This is a genomic window from Streptomyces sp. NPDC040405 (assembly GCF_055595765.1).
In genome coordinates this window covers 1-18477 of record NZ_JBVIVI010000033.1, presented here as the reverse complement: position 1 = coordinate 18477, position 18477 = coordinate 1, and the positions used below count along the sequence as shown (strand labels likewise).

General features: G+C 73.4%; 3 protein-coding genes. All 3 read right to left on the bottom strand.

Annotated features, from left to right (window positions below; genetic code table 11):
* A partial coding sequence (locus ACZ59A_RS44800) for a type I polyketide synthase (RefSeq protein WP_470971629.1) occupies window positions 1-1577 on the bottom strand: 1577 nt, incomplete at its 3' end.
* A 110-nt stretch (window positions 1578-1687) separates the two neighbouring features.
* A complete protein-coding gene (locus ACZ59A_RS44795) occupies window positions 1688-13723 on the bottom strand; it encodes an SDR family NAD(P)-dependent oxidoreductase (protein ID WP_470971627.1) in 12036 nt (4011 codons plus the stop codon).
* A 42-nt stretch (window positions 13724-13765) separates the two neighbouring features.
* The coding region (locus ACZ59A_RS44790) for an SDR family NAD(P)-dependent oxidoreductase (RefSeq protein WP_470971625.1) at window positions 13766-18477 on the bottom strand (4712 nt) is incomplete at its 5' end.

Genomic DNA, 18477 nt, shown 5'->3' with positions numbered 1-18477 from the left:
AGCGCCTCGACCGCCGCTACCAGCTCCGCGCGGTTCTCACCCACCACCACCGCACGATGCTCGAACACCGACCGCGTCGTCACCAACGACCAGCCGACCTCGGCAACCCCCGCCTCCGCGTCGGCCACCCGAGTCGTCAACGCCGCCGCCTGCTCCCGCAGCGCCTCCGCACTCCGCGCCGACATCACCCACGGCACGGCGCCCTCAACGGTCCGTGCCTCAACGGGCTCAGGCGCGTCCGGGGCCTGCTCCACGATCACATGCGCGTTGGTGCCGGAAATACCGAACGCCGACACACCGGCCCGGCGCGGACGCCCGCCGCGCGGCCACGCCACCGGCTCGGTCAGCAGCCGTACCGCGCCACCGCTCCAGTCCGCGTGCGGGGTCGGCTTATCGACGTACAGGGTGGCGGGCAGCGTCTCGTGGCGCAGCGCCATCACCATCTTGATCACACCGGCCACGCCCGCCGCGCCCTGCGTATGGCCGATGTTGGACTTCAACGAGCCCAGCCACAGCGGCTGGTCGGCGGGCCGGTCCTGACCGTAGGCGGCGAGCAGTGCGTCCGCTTCGATGGGGTCGCCGAGGGTGGTGCCGGTGCCATGGGCCTCGACGGCGTCCACCTCGGCGGAGGACAGCTGGGCGTTGCTGAGAGCCTGTCGGATCACGCGCTGCTGCGAGGGGCCGTTCGGCGCGGTCAGGCCGTTCGACGCGCCGTCCTGGTTGATCGCCGAGCCGCGGAGCACCGCGAGGACCTGGTGTCCGTTGCGCCGTGCGTCCGAGAGCCGTTCCAGGAGCAGCAGGCCGACGCCTTCGGAGAATCCCGTGCCGTCGGCGGCCGCCGCGAAGGGCTTGCAGCGGCCGTCGGGGGCCAGTCCGCGCTGGCGGGAGAATTCCACGAAGGTGTTCGGGGTGGTCATCACCGTGACGCCACCGGCCATGGCGAGGGTGCATTCGCCCTGCCGTAGCGCCTGGCAGGCCAGGTGCATGGCGACCAGGGACGAGGAGCACGCGGTGTCCACGGTCACCGCGGGCCCTTCGAGGCCGAGGGTGAAGGCGACCCGCCCGGAGACGACGCTGAGCGTGTTGCCGGTGAGCAGATAGCCCTCGGCGCTCTTTTCGATGTGGGGGGTGCCGAAGCCGAGGATTCCGGCGCCCGCGTAGACGCCGGTCGGGGTGCCCTTCAGGGAGGTGGGGTCGATACCGGCCCGTTCGAGCAGTTCCCAGGAGACCTCAAGGAGCTGGCGCTGCTGCGGTTCGGCGGCCAGTGCCTCGCGCGGGCTGATGCCGAAGAAGGTGGCGTCGAATCCGTCCGCGCCCCGCAGGAAGCCGCCCCGGCGGACGTAGCTGGTGCCGGAGTGGTCCGGGTCCGGGTGGTACAGGCCGTCCAGGTCCCAGCCGCGGTCCTTCGGGAAGTCCCCGATGGCGTCGTGGCCGGAGGCGACGAGGCGCCACAGGTCCTCGGGGGAGGCGATCCCGCCCGGGAATCGGCAGGCCATGCTGACGATGGCCACCGGCTCCTGTGCCCGCTCCTCCACCTCGCGCAGGCGCTGACGGGTCTGCCCCAGATCGGCCGTCACCCGCTTGAGATACTGGCGAAGCTTGTCTTCCGTACCCGTACCCGTGTCCCTACCCGCACCCATACCCGAACCCGTTTCCGTACTACCCGGCATCTGTTCTCGCTCCTCCATCAGGGCAGTTCACGGTCAATGAGCGCGAACATCTCGTCGTCCGAAGCGGATTCGAGGGCGTCGAAGTCCGTCGCGCCGGACGCCTCGGTCGATCCGCCGTTCACCTTCGCCAGCAGTCCGCTCAGCCGCTTGGCGATCCTGTGCCGTCCGTCTACGTCCGTGACGAGGGCGTCCAGGGCGTGGTCCAGCCTGGCCAGCTCGCCCAGAACGGGGTCCACGCCGTCCCGGGCCGCGGTGGTCGCGTCGTCGGGTGCGAGCCGTTCCAGCAGGTATTCGGCGAGCACCGCGGCCTCGGGATAGTCGAAGACCATTGCGGCGGGCAGCCGCAGTCCGGTGGCGGCGGCGAGCCGGTTGCGGAGTTCCACGGCGGTCAGCGAATCGAAGCCCAGCTCCTTGAAGCTGGCCTCGGCCTGCACCGCGTCCACGTCGGTGTGTCCCAGCACGGTGGCCGCGTGGCCGCGGACCAGGCCCAGCACCAGCCGGTGGCGCTCGGCCGCGGACAGCCCGGCCAGCCTGTCGGCCCAGTCGACGGGCTGTCCCGCGTCGGCGGCCGCCGCCCTACGCCGTCCGGCGCCGCCGCCAGTCGTAGTGGCGAGTGCGCGCAGGGTGGCGGGCAGGCGCTCGGCGGGCAGGGCGGCCAGGGTCCGGGCGTTCACGTCGGCCGCCACCAGCAGGTGGCCACCGTGCTGGACGGCGGCGTCGAGCAGGGCCAGGCCCTGCCGGGTGCCGAGGGCGCCCACGCCCGTACGGGCCATCCGCGCGAGGTCGGCCTCGGCGAGGTGGCCGGTCATCCCGCTGGCGTCGGCCCACAGCCCCCAGGCCACCGATACGCCACTCAGCCCCTCGGCCCGGCGGCGCGCGGCCAATGCGTCACAAAAGGCGTTCGCGGCGGCGTAGTTGGCCTGCCCCGGGCTGCCCAGCACCCCGGCCGCCGAGGAGAACATCACGAACATGCCGAGGCGCAGATCCGCCGTCGCCGCGTGCAGTTGGGCCGCCGCGGTGGCCTTGGCCTCCCACACCCGCGCCACCCGCTCCGGTGTCTGCGAGGTGAGCACCGCGTCGTCGAGCACGCCCGTGGCATGGATGACGCCGGTCAGCGGATGCTCCGCGTCGATTCCCGCCACCAGCTCCGTCACCGCTGCCGCGTCCGTGACGTCCACCGCGACCGCGCGCACCTGTGCGCCCAGCTCGCCGAGGCGGGCGGTCAGTTCCGCGGCGCCCGGTGCGTCCGGGCCCCGCCTGCTGGCCAGCAGCAGATGGCGGATCTGCCAGGTGCGTACGAGGTGTTCGGCGACGATGCCGCCCAGCGTGCCGGTGCCGCCCGTGATGAGCACCGTGCCGTCCGGATTCACGGCGGCCGGTACGTCCAGGACCAGCTTGCCGGTGTGGCGGGCCTGGCTGAGCTGCCGCAGCGCTTCCCGCGCCCGGCTCAGCGGCCATGCCTGTACGGGGGCGGGCCGCAGCACCCCGGCGGTGAACAGCTCGCGCAGCGTGTGCAGCATTTCGCCGATGCGGTCCGGTCCGGCGTCGGGCACCAGGTCGAAGGCCCGGTAGCGCACACCGGGGTGGGTGGCGGCGAGGTGTTCCGGGTCGCGGATATCGGTCTTGCCCATTTCCGAGAGCCGCCCGCCGTCGGCCAGCAGTCGCAGCGAGGCGTCGACGTAGGGTCCGGCGAGGCTGTTCAGCACCACGTCCACGCCGCGGCCACCGGTCGCGTCCCGCAGCTCGGTCTCGAAGTCGAGGGTGCGCGACGAGGCGCGGTGTGCCGGGTCGATGCCCATCTGCTCCAGCACCGCGTGCTTGTGGGGGCTCGCGGTGGCGTACACCTCGGCGCCCAGGTGACGGGCGATCTGGACGGCGGCCATGCCGACGCCGCCGGTCGCGGCGTGGATGAGCACCGACTCCCCGGACCGCAGTCCGGCCAGATCCACCAGCCCGTACCAGGCGGTGAGGAACACGACCGGTACGGCGGCGGCCTGCCGGAAGGTCCAGCCGTCCGGGATCGGCACCACCATGCGCGCGTCCGCCACCGCCAGCGGGCCGAAGGCGCCTTCGAACAGGCCCATCACGCGGTCGCCCACGGCGAGTCCGGTCACCCCGGCGCCGATGCCGGTGACCACGCCCGCGCCTTCGCTGCCCCGGAACACCCCGCCGCCGGGGTACATCCCGACGGCGATCAGGGCATCGCGGAAGTTGACGCCCGCGGCGTGGACCGCGATACGGACCTCACCGGGGCCCAGCGGTTCCAGCACCTCGGGGGTGGGCACCGGGGTCACGTTCTCGATGGTCGCGGCGCCTTCCACCGCGAGCCGCCAGGCCGGTTGCGCCACCGGGGCCACCAGGCCGCCGCTTCCGGCCGCCCCGGCGCGCATCAGCCGCGGCGCCCACACCCGGCCCGCGCGCACCGCCACCTGCGGTTCGGCCAGCCCCCTCGCGCACAGCACACCGTCCAGGACACCCGTGCCCGGTGCTTCCGCCGGGCCATGGGGATCGAGGTCGAGCAGGATGAACCGGTCGGGGTTCTCCGCCTGCGCGCTGCGCAGCAGCCCCCACAGCGCCGCACCGGCCGCGTCCACGGCATCGGTTCCGGGATCGTCCGGGGCACCGGCTGCGACGGCACCCCGCGTCATCACCACCAACTGGGCATCTGTCAGGCGGGGTTCGGCAAGCCAATCCCGCAGCAGGCTCAGCGTGCGCTGGACGGCGGCCAGGCCCTCGGCCGAGGTGGCGGCCGGTGCGGTCGGGACACCGGTCAGCACCACCGAGGGAAGGGGTCCGCCACGGTCGGCCGCCGCGAGCAGCGATACCAGATCCGGGTGGCGCTCAGCACCCGCGGTGTCCCATTCCGCCGGGCCCAGCACCGCCCAGTCACCGCCGTCGGCCACCGGCTCCGGCGCCTCCGGCAGCGGGATCCAGTCCAGCGTGAACAGCCCGTCCGCGCCACGGCGGCCCGGGGTGCGCAGCTGGTCCGTACGGGCGGGGCGCAGCACCAGCGAGTCGACCGTGAGGACGGGGTCGCCCACGGCGTCGGCCACGGTCACCCGCAGCGCCCGCTCGCCGTCCGCGTTCCGCCCGTCCGGTGACAGCCGGACCCGTACCGTGGTCGCCCCGGCGGCCCACAGGGACACTCCGTTCCAGGTGAACGGCAGCCACATCCGGCCGTCGTCGTCCGCTCCGGGCGGACGGCCGGTGAGCAGGGCGGCCGGGTGGAGTACGGCGTCCAGCAGCGCGGGGTGGATGCCGAAGCCGTCGCGGGCACCGGCCGCGGTCTCGGGCAGCGCCACCTCGGCCAGCACGTCGGCGCCGTCCCGCCAGAGCTTGCGTACGCCCTGGAAGGCGGGCCCGTAGGCGTATCCGTCGGCGGCGGCCCGGGCGTAGAAGCCGTCCGTGTCCACCGGCTCGGCGCCCGGTGGCGGCCATGCTCCGGTGGGCTCGGGTGCCGGGTGGCCGCGGGGCGGGGCGAGGACGCCGTCGGCGTGGCACAGCCACGCTCCGTCGTCGGAGTCGGTGTCGGTGTCGGTATCGGGGCGGGAGTAGACGCGCACCGCGCGGCGGCCGTCCTCATCGGCCGCGCCCACCGCCACCTGGACACGCAGCCCGCCGGATTCGGGGAGGATCAGCGGGGTTTGCAGCGTCAGTTCGTCCACCACCGCGCACCCGGCCTCGTCGGCGGCCCGCAGCGCCCATTCGACCAGCGCGGCGCCCGGCACCAGGGGCGCCCCGGCCACCACGTGCTCGGCCAGCCAGCCGTGGCCGCCACCGGTGCCGATGCGGCCGGTGAGCAGATGGGTGCTGCCGTCGGCAAGTTCGACGGCGGCCCCCAGCAGGGGGTGGTCGGCGGAGGTCAGTCCGAGGTCGGCGGGGTCGCCGCCGCGGGCGTCCGTTCCGTCCAGCCAGTAGCGGTCGCGCTGGAAGGCGTACGTCGGCAACGGGACGGTACGAGGCGTGGGGTCGGCCGGGAACAGGGTGGTCCAGTCCGTCTCGACCCCGGCGGTGAACGCCTGGGCCACCGAGCGCACCAGCTGGGCCAGATCGCCGTGGTCGCGCCGCAGGGTGGGCACCGCGAGGGCCGTGCTGCCCGCCTCCTCGAAGGTTTCCTGCATGCCGACGGTGAGGACGGGATGGGTGCTGACCTCGATGAACACGCGGTGGCCGGCGGTCAGGGCGGCCCGTACGGCGTCGGCGAAGCGCACCTGTTCGCGCAGGTTGCGCACCCAGTACGCGGTGTTCAACTCGGCAGGGTCGGCGGGGCCCGCGGTCACGGTGGAGTAGAAGACCACCCCCGTTCCGGGCCGGCGGGTGGGGTGAACGCCGTCCAGCAGCCGTGTGAGTTCGTCGGTGATGCCGTCGACCTGGGGGCTGTGGGAGGCGTAGTCCACCTCGATCATCCGGGCCCGTTCGCCGGTGTCACGGCAGGCGGCCACGGCCGCGGCCACCTGCTCGGGCGGTCCGGACACCACTGTCGACGCGGGCCCGTTGACGGCTGCCACCACCACCGTGGCCGCGCGCTCGCCCAGTTCGGCGAGCAGCCGCTCGGCCCGTTCCCGGCCCACGCCGAGGGAGGCCATCGCCCCGCCGCCCGCGAGTCGTCGCAGGGCCCGGCTGCGCAGGGCCACGATGCGGGCGCCGTCGTCCAGCGAGAGCGCCCCGGCCACGCAGGCGGCGGCGATCTCGCCCTGGCTGTGGCCCACGACGGCCGCGGGGGTCACGCCGTAACCGGCCCATACGGCGGCCAGGGACACCATGACCGCCCACAGCACCGGCTGCACCACATCGACGCGGCTCAGATCGGCGACACCTTCGGCGCCGCGCCCGCGCAGTACGTCGGTGAGGGACCAGTCGACGTAGGGGGCCAGGGCCCGTTCGCAGGCGGCCACCCGCTCCGCGAACACCGGGGAGATGTCGAGGAGTTCGGCGCCCATCCCCTGCCACTGCGATCCCTGGCCGGGGAACACCAGCACCGGGCCGGTCGCGCGCGGGTCCGGGCCGGTGCCGGACTGCACGACGCCCGGGTGTGTTTCGTCGGCCGCGAGCGCCTCCACCGCGGCCAGCAGCTCCGCGCGGCTCTCGCCGACGACCACGGCCCGGTGGTCGAAGAGCGTGCGGGTCCTGATCAGTGACCATCCCACCTCGGCGGGCGTGGTCCCGGGGGCGGTGGCGAGGTGGGCGGCGAGTGCCCGGGCCTGCTCGCGCAGCGCCGTCGCGCCGCGCGCGGAGAGCACCCAGGGCACCACGGCCTGGTCGGCCGGTTCCGGCAAGTGGGTGGGTTCCGGTGCCTGTTCGAGGATCACATGGGCGTTGGTGCCGCTGATGCCGAAGGAGGACACGGCGGCCCTGCGCGGCCGCCCCCCGTGCGGCCATTCCACCGCCTCGGTGAGCAGCCGTACGCCGTCCTCCCACTCCACGTGCGGGCTCGGTGCGTCGATGTGGAGCGAGGCGGGCAGCAGTCCGTTCCGCATCGCCATCACCATCTTGATGACACCCGCGGCCCCGGCGGCGGCCTGGGTGTGGCCGATGTTCGACTTGATGGAACCGAGCCACAGCGGCCGCCCGTCGGTCCGCTCCTGTCCGTACGTGGCGAGCAGCGCCTGCGCCTCGATCGGGTCGCCGAGCGTGGTTCCGGTGCCGTGGGCCTCCACCGCGTCGATGTCGGCCGGGGTGAGACGGGCGGTGGCGAGCGCCTGCCGGATCACCCGCTGCTGGGAGGGGCCGTTGGGGGCGGTCAGGCCGTTGGAGGCACCGTCCTGGTTGACGGCCGAGCCCCGGAGCAGGGCGAGCACCTGGTGGCCGTTGCGCCGGGCGTCCGACAGCCGTTCGAGGACGAGGAGTCCGATGCCCTCGCCCCAGCCCGTGCCGTCGGCCGCCGCCGCGAACGGCTTGCAGCGGCCGTCCGTGGCCAGTCCGCGCTGCCGTGAGAACTCGACGAAGGTGTTCGGCGTGGCCATCACGGTCACGCCGCCCGCCAGGGCCAGGGCGCATTCGCCCTGGCGCAGCGCCTGGGCCGCCAGATGCATGGCCACCAGTGACGACGAACACGCCGTGTCCACCGTCACCGCGGGCCCCTCCAGCCCGAAGGTGAACGCGACCCGCCCGGACGCGATGCTGGGGGTACTGCCGGTCATCAGGCGGCCCTCGACGCCCTCCGGGGTACGGCCGAGGAAGCGGCTGCCGTAGTCGTCGTACATGACGCCGGTGATGACGGCGGTCTGGCTGCCCCGCAGCGTCACCGGGTCGATGCCCGCGTTCTCGAATGCCTGCCAGGCGGTCTCCAGCAGCAGCCGCTGCTGCGGGTCGGTGGCCAGCGCCTCGCGCGGGCTGATGCCGAAGAACTCGGCATCGAAGCGCGCGGCGTCATACAGGAACCCGCCCTCACGGGCATAGCTGGTCCCGGGGTGATCCGGGTCCGGGTCGAAGAGCCCCGCCAGATCCCAGCCACGATCCCCGGGAAACTCACCGATCGCGTCCACTCCCTCGGACACCAGCCGCCACAGCTCCTCCGGCGAGCCGACTCCGCCGGGATAGTGGCAGGCCATGCCGACGATGGCGATGGGATCGCCGTCGGTGGCCACCGTCGTGGCCACGGGGGCGAGCGGTGTGGCGTCGCGGGCCCCGATCAGCTTCTCGCGCAGAAAGCCCACCAGGGCGTCGGGGGTCGGATAGTCGAAGATGACGGTGGCCGGGATCCGGGTCCCGGTGGCCGCGTTGAGCCGGTTGCGCAGGTCGAGGGCGGTCAGCGAGTCGAAGCCGAGCTCCTGGAAGGCCCGGCCCAACTCGATGGCCTCCGGTGCCGGATGGGCGAGCACGGTGGCGACCTGGGCGCGGACCAACTCGCCCAGGACATGGCCCTGTTCGGCGGCGGGCAGGCCGACCAGCCGGTCGGCCCAGGACACCGCCCCGGTGTCCTGGGCGGGCTGCCGGGCGGGGCTGGGCACCAGGGCCCGCAGCACGGGCGGCAGTGGCCCGGTGGCGGCCCGGGCGCGCAGTGCGGCCAGATCGAACCGGGCCGGTACGAGGACGGGGTACGGAGTGGTCAGCGCGGTGTCCAGCAGCACCGGCACCTGGTCGTCCGCGATGGCGGCGACACCGGAGCGCGCCATCCGGGCCAGGTCGGCGTCATCGAGGTCATGGGTCATGCCACCGGCCGACGCCAGCAGCCCCCAGGCCAGCGTGTGGGTCACCAGGCCCTCGGCGCGGCGGTGTTCGGCGAGGGCGTTGAGGAACATGTTGGCGGCCGCGTAGTTGGCCTGCCCGCCGTTGCCCATGACGGAGGCGGCGGAGGAGAACATCACGAACGCCGCCGGAGCCGTCTCACGGGTCAGCCGGTGCAGATGCCATGCCGCGTCGAGCTTCGGGGCGAGTACGGCGTCGAACCGCTCGGGGGTCAGCGAGGTGACGACGCCGTCGTCCAGCACCCCGGCGGCGTGGACGACGGCCGTCAGGGGACGGGCGGCGCGGATGGTGGCCAGCAGCGCGGCCAGGGCGTGCGGATCGGCGACATCACAGGCGGCGACCCGCACGTCCGTGCCCAGGTCGGCCAGTTCGGCGGTGAACGCGTCGATGTCGTGGGCGGCGGGGCCGCGCCGGGAGACCAGCAGCAGGTGTCGGGCACCGTGTGCGGTGGCCAGATGCCGGGCCACCAGCCGACCGAGCGCGCCGGTGCCGCCGGTGATCAGGACGGTTCCGTCCGGGTCGAGGGCGGGAGGCGGGGCCTCGTGGTCGGGGCGGACCCGCACCAGACGGGGGACGCGCACGGTCCCGGCCCGTACCGCCAGCTCGGTTTCGGCGGCCGCCACAGCGGCCGGAACGGCGGTGGGCAGGGCGTGGTGGGAGGCCGGGTCGTCGTCCAGGTCCAGCAGCAGGATGCGCTCGGGGTGTTCGGCCTGCGCGGCGCGGACCAGGCCCCACAGGGGTGCGGTGGTCAGGTCCGCGGGCGGGTCCTCGGGAGTGGCGGCGACAGCGCCGCGGGTCGCGATCACCAGCCGGGCCGTGCCGAACCGCTCGTCGGTCAGCCACGCGCGCAGCGCGTCCAGCACCTGATGGGCGGCGGCGCGCACCTGCGCGGGTGTGCGGTCGGGGTCTGGGTCTGGGTCTGGGTCTGGGTCTGGGTCGGACGATGCGGTGTCGCGGCCGGGGCACGCCATGATGACGAGGTCCGGGACCGGCAGTCCCCCGCCGATGGCGGCCCGCAGCGCGGCCAGGTCCGGGTGGACGGATCCGGGTTCGGGGCCGCCTGCCAGATCCAGCGGGTCGGGGCCGACGACGGCCCAGCTCTCGGCCGGTGCCGATTGGCTTGCGGGCAGCGGCTGCCAGTCGAGGCGGTAGAGGGAATCGTCGGCGCGGGTCGAGCGCCAGCGGTCAGCGGGGATCTCACGCAGCCCGAGGGTTTCGACGGTGGCGGCCACGGCGCCGTGGTCGTCGGTCAGGGTGAGCGCGACGGTGTCGGGGCCGGTCGGGGTGATGCGGACCCGTAGCCGGGTGGCGCCCGTGGCGAACAGCCGTACACCGCTGAAGGAGAACGGCAGTCTGACGGTGCTCGGCGTACGCACGGCGCTCGTGTGGTCGGCGTTGAACAGTTCCTCCACCGGGTGCAGCGCGCTGTCGAGAAGGGCCGGGTGCAGGCCGAAGCCCTCGGCCTCGCCCCGCTGCTCGGTGGCCAGGCGCACTTCGGCGAGCATGTCGTCGCCGTGCCGCCATGCGGCGTGCAGTCCGCGGAAGGAGGGGCCATACGCGTACCCCTGCTCGGTGAGCCGCCGGTACAGGTCCGCCACATCGACCGGGACGGCGTCGGCCGGTGGCCACTGCGCCGGGGGCCCGGCCGGGGCGGGCGCCGCCGGGGCCGCGGGGGCGAGGAGCCCTACGGCGTGGCGGCGCCAGGCGTCCATGGCCCCCGGGACCTCGTCGTCCTCGTTGACGGGGCGGGAGGAGACGGTGAGCGTTCGTCGGCCCGCGTCGTCGGGTGCGGCCACGGCGAGTTGGACGCACACCGCGCCGGAGGCGGGCAGGAGCAGCGGGATCTCCAGGGTGAGGTCGTCGACCAGCTCGCAGCCGGTCCGCGCACCGGCGAGCAGGGCCAGCTCCAGGAGGGCCGTCCCGGGCAGCGGCACGCTGCCCGCGATGGCGTGGTCCGCCAGCCAGGGGTGAGTGGTCAGCGACAGCCGCCCGGTGAGCAGCAGTTCGCCGTCGGGTGTTTCCACGACGGCCTGGAGGAGGGGGTGGCCGGTGGCGCCGAGCCCGGCGGCGCGTACGTCGGCGGCGCCGTTCGGGACCGGTCGCCAGTAGCGCTCGCGCTGGAATCGGTAGGTGGGCAGGTCGACCTGGCCCGCGCCGTCGGGGAGCGCGGCGGAGAGGTCGGCGGTGCCGCCGTCGATGTGCATCCGGGCCAGGGCGGACAGCAGCGTACGGGACTCGTCGCGGCCGTGGCGCAGGACGGTGGCGAACACCGGGGCGGTCTCGTCGGCTGTCGTCACCTCAGTGGCGAGGGCGTCCTCGGCCATGGTGGTGAGGACCGCGTCCGGGCCGAGTTCGAGGTAGCGCACCACGCCCTCGGCCCGCAGGGTACGCAGTCCGTCGTGGAACCGTACGGGCTCGCGGACGTGGCGTACCCAGTACTCCGGGTCGCGCAGCTGGTCGGCGTCGGCCACCTCACCCGTGATGTTGGAGATCACCGGGGTGTGCGGCGCCTGGTAGGTGAGGGTGCGGGCGACCTCGCGGAAGTCGTCCAGCATGGGCTGGAGGAGCGGCGAGTGGAAAGCGTGGCTGACGCGCAGCCGCTTGGTGCGGTGGCCGAGCTCCTTGAGGGTGCGCACCACCTCGTCCACGGCCTCGGCGGCGCCGGACACCACGAGGGCGGTTGGGCCGTTGACGGCGGCCAGGGCGAGCCGGTCCGCGTGCGCGCCGAGCAGGGGGAGGACCTGTTCCTCGGTGGCCTCGACGGCGGCCATGGCGCCACCGGCCGGGAGTGCCTGCATGAGTCGGCCCCGGGCGGCGACGAGGGTGCAGGCGTCCGGCAGCGACAGCACGCCCGCCACATGTGCGGCGACGATTTCGCCGACGGAGTGGCCGGTCACATATCCGGGAGTGAGCCCGAAGGACTCCACCAGCCGGAAGAGGGCGGTCTCCAGGGCGAAGAGGGCCGCCTGCGTCACTCCGGTGCGGTGCAGGGAGCGGGCCTCGTCGGTGTCCTCGGCGGCGAAGAGGAGGTCGCGCAGCGAGCGGCCCAGCAGGGGGTCCAGATGGGCGCATGCCTCGTCGAGGGCCGTGGCGAACGCCTCGAAGCCCTGATACAACTCCGCACCCATGCAGGGCTGTTGGCTGCCCTGTCCGGTGAACATGAACGCGGTGGCCCCGGGGCGAGTCGCCCCGGCACGAGTCAGAGCGGGGTGGGCACGCCCGTCGGCGAGTGCGCGTACGGCCGTCAGCAGCTGGTCGCGGTCGTCGCCGAGAATCACGGCCCGGTGTTCGAAGGCGGTGCGGGTCCTGGCGAGCGACCAGCCCACGTCAGCCAGCCGCAGCCGTGGATGGGCGTCGGCGTGGGCGGCCAGCGCCGCGGCCTGGTCGCGTAGCGCCTGGTCGGTACGGGCGGACAGCACCCAGGGCAGCGCGCGGCCACCGGGCGGCGTGTCCTCGGCGGCCGGGCGCTCGGGCGAGCCGTCCGGTACGGCTTCGAGGAGGAGATGGGCGTTGGTTCCGGAGATCCCGAACGAGGACACCGCGGCCCGGCGCGGACGTTCCCCGCGGGGCCAGGCGACGGATTCGGTGAGCAGGCGCACACCACCCGCGTCCCAGTTCACATGCGGGGTGGGCCGGGTGACGTTCAGAGTGGCGGGCAGCGTCTCGTACCGCATCGCCATGATCATCTTGATGACGCCCGCCACGCCCGCGGCGCCCTGCGTGTGGCCGATGTTCGACTTGACCGACCCCAGCCACAGCGGCTTTCCGTCGGGCCGGTCCTGACCGTAGGTGGTCAGCAGTGCGTGCGCCTCGATGGGGTCGCCCAGCCGGGTGCCGGTGCCGTGCGCCTCGACCACGTCCACCTCGGCCGGTGACAGCCGCGCGTTCGCCAACGCCTGGGTGATGACCCGCTGCTGGGAGGGGCCGTTGGGCGCGGTCAGGCCGTTCGAGGCACCGTCCTGGTTGATGGCCGAACCCCTGATGACCGCAAGTACCCGGTGGCCGTGGCGGCGGGCGTCGGACAGCCGCTCCAGCAGCACCAGACCGACGCCCTCGGCGAAGGCGGCGCCGTCGGCGTCCGCGGAGAACGCCTTGCACCGGCCGTCGGGCGCGAGGCCGCGCTGCCGGGAGAACTCGGTGAACACGTTCGGGATCGCCATCACCGTCACACCACCGGCCAGCGCCAGACCGCATTCGCCCTGCCGCAGCGCCTGACAGGCCAGATGCATGGCCACCAGCGACGAGGAACACGCCGTGTCCACCGTCACCGCGGGCCCTTCGAGCCCGAGCGTGTACGCCACCCGTCCCGACAGCACACTGGGGGCGTTACCTGTCACCAAATAGCCCTCGGCGCTCCTGTCGATGTGCGGCGTGCCGAAACCGGGGAGGGCGGTCCCGGCGTAGACGCCCGTCGGGCTGCCCTTGAGGGAGACGGGATCGACTCCGGCGCGCTCCAGCAGTTCCCAGGCCACCTCCAGCAGCAGCCGCTGCTGAGGGTCGACGGCCACGGACTCGCGGGGGCTGATCCCGAAGAACTCGGGGTCGAACCGGTCGGCGTCGTAGAGGAATCCGCCCTCACGGGCGTGGCTGGTGCCGGGGTGATCCGGGTCCGGGTGGAACAGGCTCTCCAGGTCCCAGCCGCGGTCCGCGGGGAACTCCCCCATCGCGTGGTCGCCGGAGGCGACGAGCCGCCACAGGTCCTCGGGCGTACTGACCCCGCCCGGATACCGGCAGGCCATGCTCACCACGGCCACCGGCTCCTGAGAGCGGTCCTCCATGGCACGGAGCCGCTGACGTGTCTCGTGCAGGTCACCGGCCACTCGCCTCAGATAGTCGACCAGCTTCTCTTCATTGGCATGCGGCACAGAGGGTCACCCGGCTTTCCGCGAAAGGGCGCGCCACGTCGGTCATGACAGGCCAAGCTCGTTGTCGATGAAATCCAGCACCTGATCGGCGGTAGCGACCTGCAGCCGCTCCACGGCGCCGCCGTCGTCGCCCGAGGGACACATCGCCTTCCAGCGCGAAAGCAATGTCTCCAGCCGGGTCGTGACGGCCCCGGAATCCAGGTCCTCGACGGCCACGGCGGACAGGCTGTTCTCCAGCCTGACCAGTTCGTTGAAGACCGGGTGGAGGAGGTCCCGGCCCGGGGCCGCGGCGTCGTCCGGGGCGAGTTGACGGCGCAGGTGTTCGGCGAGCGCGGCCGCTTCGGGATGGTCGAAGACGAGCGCCGCGGGCAGCCGCAGCCCGGTGGCCGCGGCCAGCCGGTTGCGCAGTTCGACCCCCGTCAGCGAATCGAAGCCGAGGTCTTTGAACGACGCGTCCGGGTGGACGGTGGCGGGGTCGGCGTGGCCCAGCACGGTGGCGGCGTGGCTGCGCACCAGGTTGAGCAGCAGTCGGTGCTGCTCGGGCGACGGCAGTCCGCGGAGCCGACCGGGCCAGTCGGCCGTCCGGCCCCCGGCCGCCGCGGTCGGACGGCCACGGCCGCTGCCGCCGGTGGCCGCGAGCGCCCGGAGCGGGGTGGGCAGAGTGGCGGTGTCCTGGGCGGCCAGGGCCCGGGTGTCCAGCTTGAGCGCCAGCAGATGGGGGCGGCCGTGGCGGCACGCCGCGTCCAGCAGGGCGAGCCCCTCTTCGGTGGTGTTGGCCGTGATCCCCAGGCGGCCGATCCTGGCCAGGTTGGCGGTGTCCAGCCGGGCGGTGAGGCCGCTGGTGGTCGCCCACAGCCCCCAGGCCACCGAAAGCCCCGGCAGACCGGCGGCCCGGCGGTGGGACGCGAGGGCGTCGCAGAAGGCGTTGGCCGCGGCGTAGTTCGCCTGACTGGGAGTGCCCAGATCGGACGCGAAGGAGGAGAACATGACGAACGCGCCTAGCCGCAGATGCGCCGTCGCCGCGTGCAGATTGGCCGCGGCGGTGGCCTTGGCCACCCATGCACGGACCAGTCGCTCCGGGGACTGCGCGGGAAGCATCGCGTCGTCCAGGGCGCCCGCGGCATGGACGACACCGGTCAGCGGATGCGCCGGGTCGATGCCCGCGACCAGCTCGTTGACGGTGGCGGGGTCGGCCACGTCGGCTGCGGCGATCCGTACGTCGGCACCCAACTCGCCCAGCTGTGTTGCCAGTTCCTCGGCCCCGGGGGCGTCGTGGCCGCTGCGGCTCACCAGCAGGAGATGCCGGACGCCCCAAGTACGGACGAGGTGTTCGGCCACCTGCCCGCCCAGTGTCCCAGTGCCTCCAGTGATCAGCACGGTGCCCTCGGGATCCACCGGGGCCGGTACGTCGAGCACGAGCTTGCCGGTGTGCCTGGCCTGGCTCAGATACCGCAGCGCCTCCCGCGCCCGGCACAACGGCCACACCCGCACCGAAGGCGCCACCAGAGCACCCGACGCGAACAGCCCACTCAACTCGCCCAGCATCCGGCCGACACGGTCCGGCCCGGCATCGCTGATCAGGTCGTACGCCTCGTACGACACCCCGGGATACTCGGCCGCGACCTGCTCCGGATCACGGATATCGGTCTTCCCCATCTCCAGCAACCGGCCACCAGCGCCCAGCAACCGAAGAGAAGCATCGACAAACGGCCCGGCCAGACTGTTCAGCACGACATCCACGCCACGGCCACCACTGGCCTCCCGCACGGCCCGCTCGAAGTCCAGATCACGCGACGAGGCCCGATGCCCCTGGTCGATGCCCATACCCTCCAGCACCGCATGCTTGCCAGGGCTCGCCGTGGCGTACACCTCCGCACCCAAATGGCGGGCGATCTGCACCGCCGCCATCCCCACACCACCCGTCGCGGCATGGATCAGCACCGATTCACCCGCCCGCAACCCACCCAGCTCGACCAGCCCGTACCAAGCGGTGAGGAAGACGATGGGCGCCGCGGCCGCCTGCTGGAAGCTCCAGCCGGAGGGGATGGGGACGACCGTACGCGCGTCCGCCACCGCCAGCGGGCCGAACGCGCCCTCGAACAGACCCATCACCCGGTCGCCCACGGCCAGCCCCGCCACCTCGGGCCCGACCTCCAGGACCACACCGGCGCCCTCACTGCCCGCGAACACGGCGTCGCCCGGATACATCCCCAACACGATCAGCGCGTCGCGGAAGTTGACGCCCGCCGCATGGACCGCGATGCGTACCTGTCCGGCGCACAAGGGCTCCAGCACCTCCGGGCACGGCACGGGCCGCACGCTGTCCACGGTCGCGGTACCGACGACCCCGAGCCGCCACGCGGACTGCGCCACCGGAGGCATCAGGTCGCCATCACCGCCGCCGCCGACGGCCCGGACCAGCCGGGGCACCAGCACCTGCCCGGCGCGCAGCGCCATCTGCGACTCGTCCGCCTCCACGGCTCGCAGTACGGCGTTCAGCACGCCATCGTGATCGGCGTCCAGTGCGTCCAGTGCGTCCAGTGCGTTCGGTGCGTTCGGTGCGTTCGGTGCGTTCGGTGCGTTCGGTTCCACGTCGAGCAGCAGAAACCGGCCCGGGTTCTCCGCCTGCGCGCTGCGCACCAGGCCCCAGAGCGCCGCACCGGGCACGTCCACGTTCCCGGTGTCCTCGGCGGGCACGGCTCCGTGTGTCACCACCGCCAACCGGGATTCGGCCAGCCGTGGTTCGGCCAGCCAGTCCTGGAGCAGCTTCAGGACCCGCTCCGCCGAGGCCAGCCCATGGGCCGCCATGGCATCGACGTCTGTGGACGGATCGACGGGGGGCTGATGCGCCAGGACGACCGAGGGAGCCGGTGTGCCACGGTCGAGCGCGGCGATCAACGAGTCGAGATCCGGGGTGGTCTCGCCGCCCAGAGCCAGCCAGCTCGTGGCACCGACGCTGTCGCGCGGCACGAGGGGCAACGGAGTCCAGTTCATGGCGAACAGGCCATCCGCGCCCGGCACTTGGGCGCCCCTCAGCTGGTCTTCGCTCGCCCGACGCAGCACCACCGCGTCGGCGCTCAGCACCGGGGCGCCCACCGCATCGGCCACCGTCACCCGTACGGTCCGGTCGTTCTCGTCGCCGCGCTCCCAGGGCGACAGCCGGACCCGTACGCTGGTCGCACCTTGGGCGCGAAGCGACACCCCGTTCCAGGTGAACGGCAGCCACACCTTGTCCATCGCGTGCTGGCCGGTCAGCAGGACGGGGTGCAGTGCGGCATCGAGCAGGGCCGGATGGATACCGAACCCGGTGTGCTTGCCCGCGGCCTCCGGCAACACCACCTCGGCCAGCAGATCCGCCTCGTCCCGCCACACCGCCCGCAGCCCCTGGAAGGCGGGCCCGTACGCATACCCCGAGGCAGCGACGTGTGCGTAGAAGTCCTCCAGTGGCACGGGCTCCGCCCCGGCCGGAGGCCATACGCCGCCCAGTCCCGCCACCGCGCCCTCGTCCTCCGGGGCCGGGCCCAGGACGCCCATCGCGTGGCACACCCACCCGGCCAGGGAGTCCGCGTCCCCTTCGGGGCGGGAGTACATGTGTACGCCGGAGCGCCCGTCGGCGTCGGGCGGCCCGACCACGATCTGCAGGCGAAGTCCGCCCGATTCCGGCAGCACCAGCGGGACCTGGAGCGCCAGTTCCTCGACGCCCCCGGCGCCGACCTCGTCGGCGGCCCGCAGCGCCCACTCCACCAGCGCCGCACCCGGCACCAGCACCGCGCCCGCCACCACATGCTCACCGAGCCACGCGTGGGTACGCGCCGAGAGCCGCCCCGTCAGCAGTCGGCCGCCCCCGTTCGCCAGCTCCACGGCTGCGCTCAGCAGCGGATGCCCGGCGGGGTCGAGTCCGAGGTCGGTGGGGTTGGCGCCTCGGTCGGTGAGACCGTCCAGCCAGTACCGCTCATGCTGGAAGGCGTAGGTCGGCAGATCCACCGTCCGCGGGGTGGCGTCGGCCGGGAACAGCGTCGTCCAGTCCACGGGGACGCCCGCGTTGAACGCCTGGGCGAGGGACCGCACCAGCTGGTCCTGCCCGCCGTCGTCGCGGCGCAGCGTCGGCACGGTCGTCGCGTCCACGCTCGCCCGTTCGAAGGTCTCCTGCATGCCGACGGTGAGCACGGGGTGGGTGCTGGCCTCGATGAACACCCGGTGCCCATCGAGCAGCAGCGCCTCGATCGCGTCGGCGAAGCGTACGCGCTCCCGCAGATTGGTCACCCAGTACGCGGTGTCCAGCGCGGTGGTGTCGATACGTCGTCCATGCACCGTGGAGTAGAAGGCGGTTTCCGTGCCAGAGATGTCGATCGGGCGGACGCCGTCCAGCAGACGCGTCAGCTCGTCGCGGATCTCATCCACCTGGGGGCCGTGTGACGCGTAGTCCACGTCGATAAGCCGCGCCCGGTCGCCGCTCTCCTGACACGCGGCCACCACTGGGGTCACCTGCTCCGGCGGACCCGAAACCACTGTAGAAGAGGTTCCGTTGACCGCCGCCACACCCACGCCCGCGGCCTGATCGCCGAGCCGATCCAGCAGCTCCACGGCCTGCTCCTGACCCACACCGAGGGACGCCATCGCGCCGCCACCGGCCAGTTGGCGCAGCACCCGACTACGCAACGCCACCACCTTCGCGCCATCCTCCAACGACAGCGCCCCCGCCACGACCGCCGCCGCGATCTCCCCCTGGCTATGACCCACCACCGCCGCAGGCC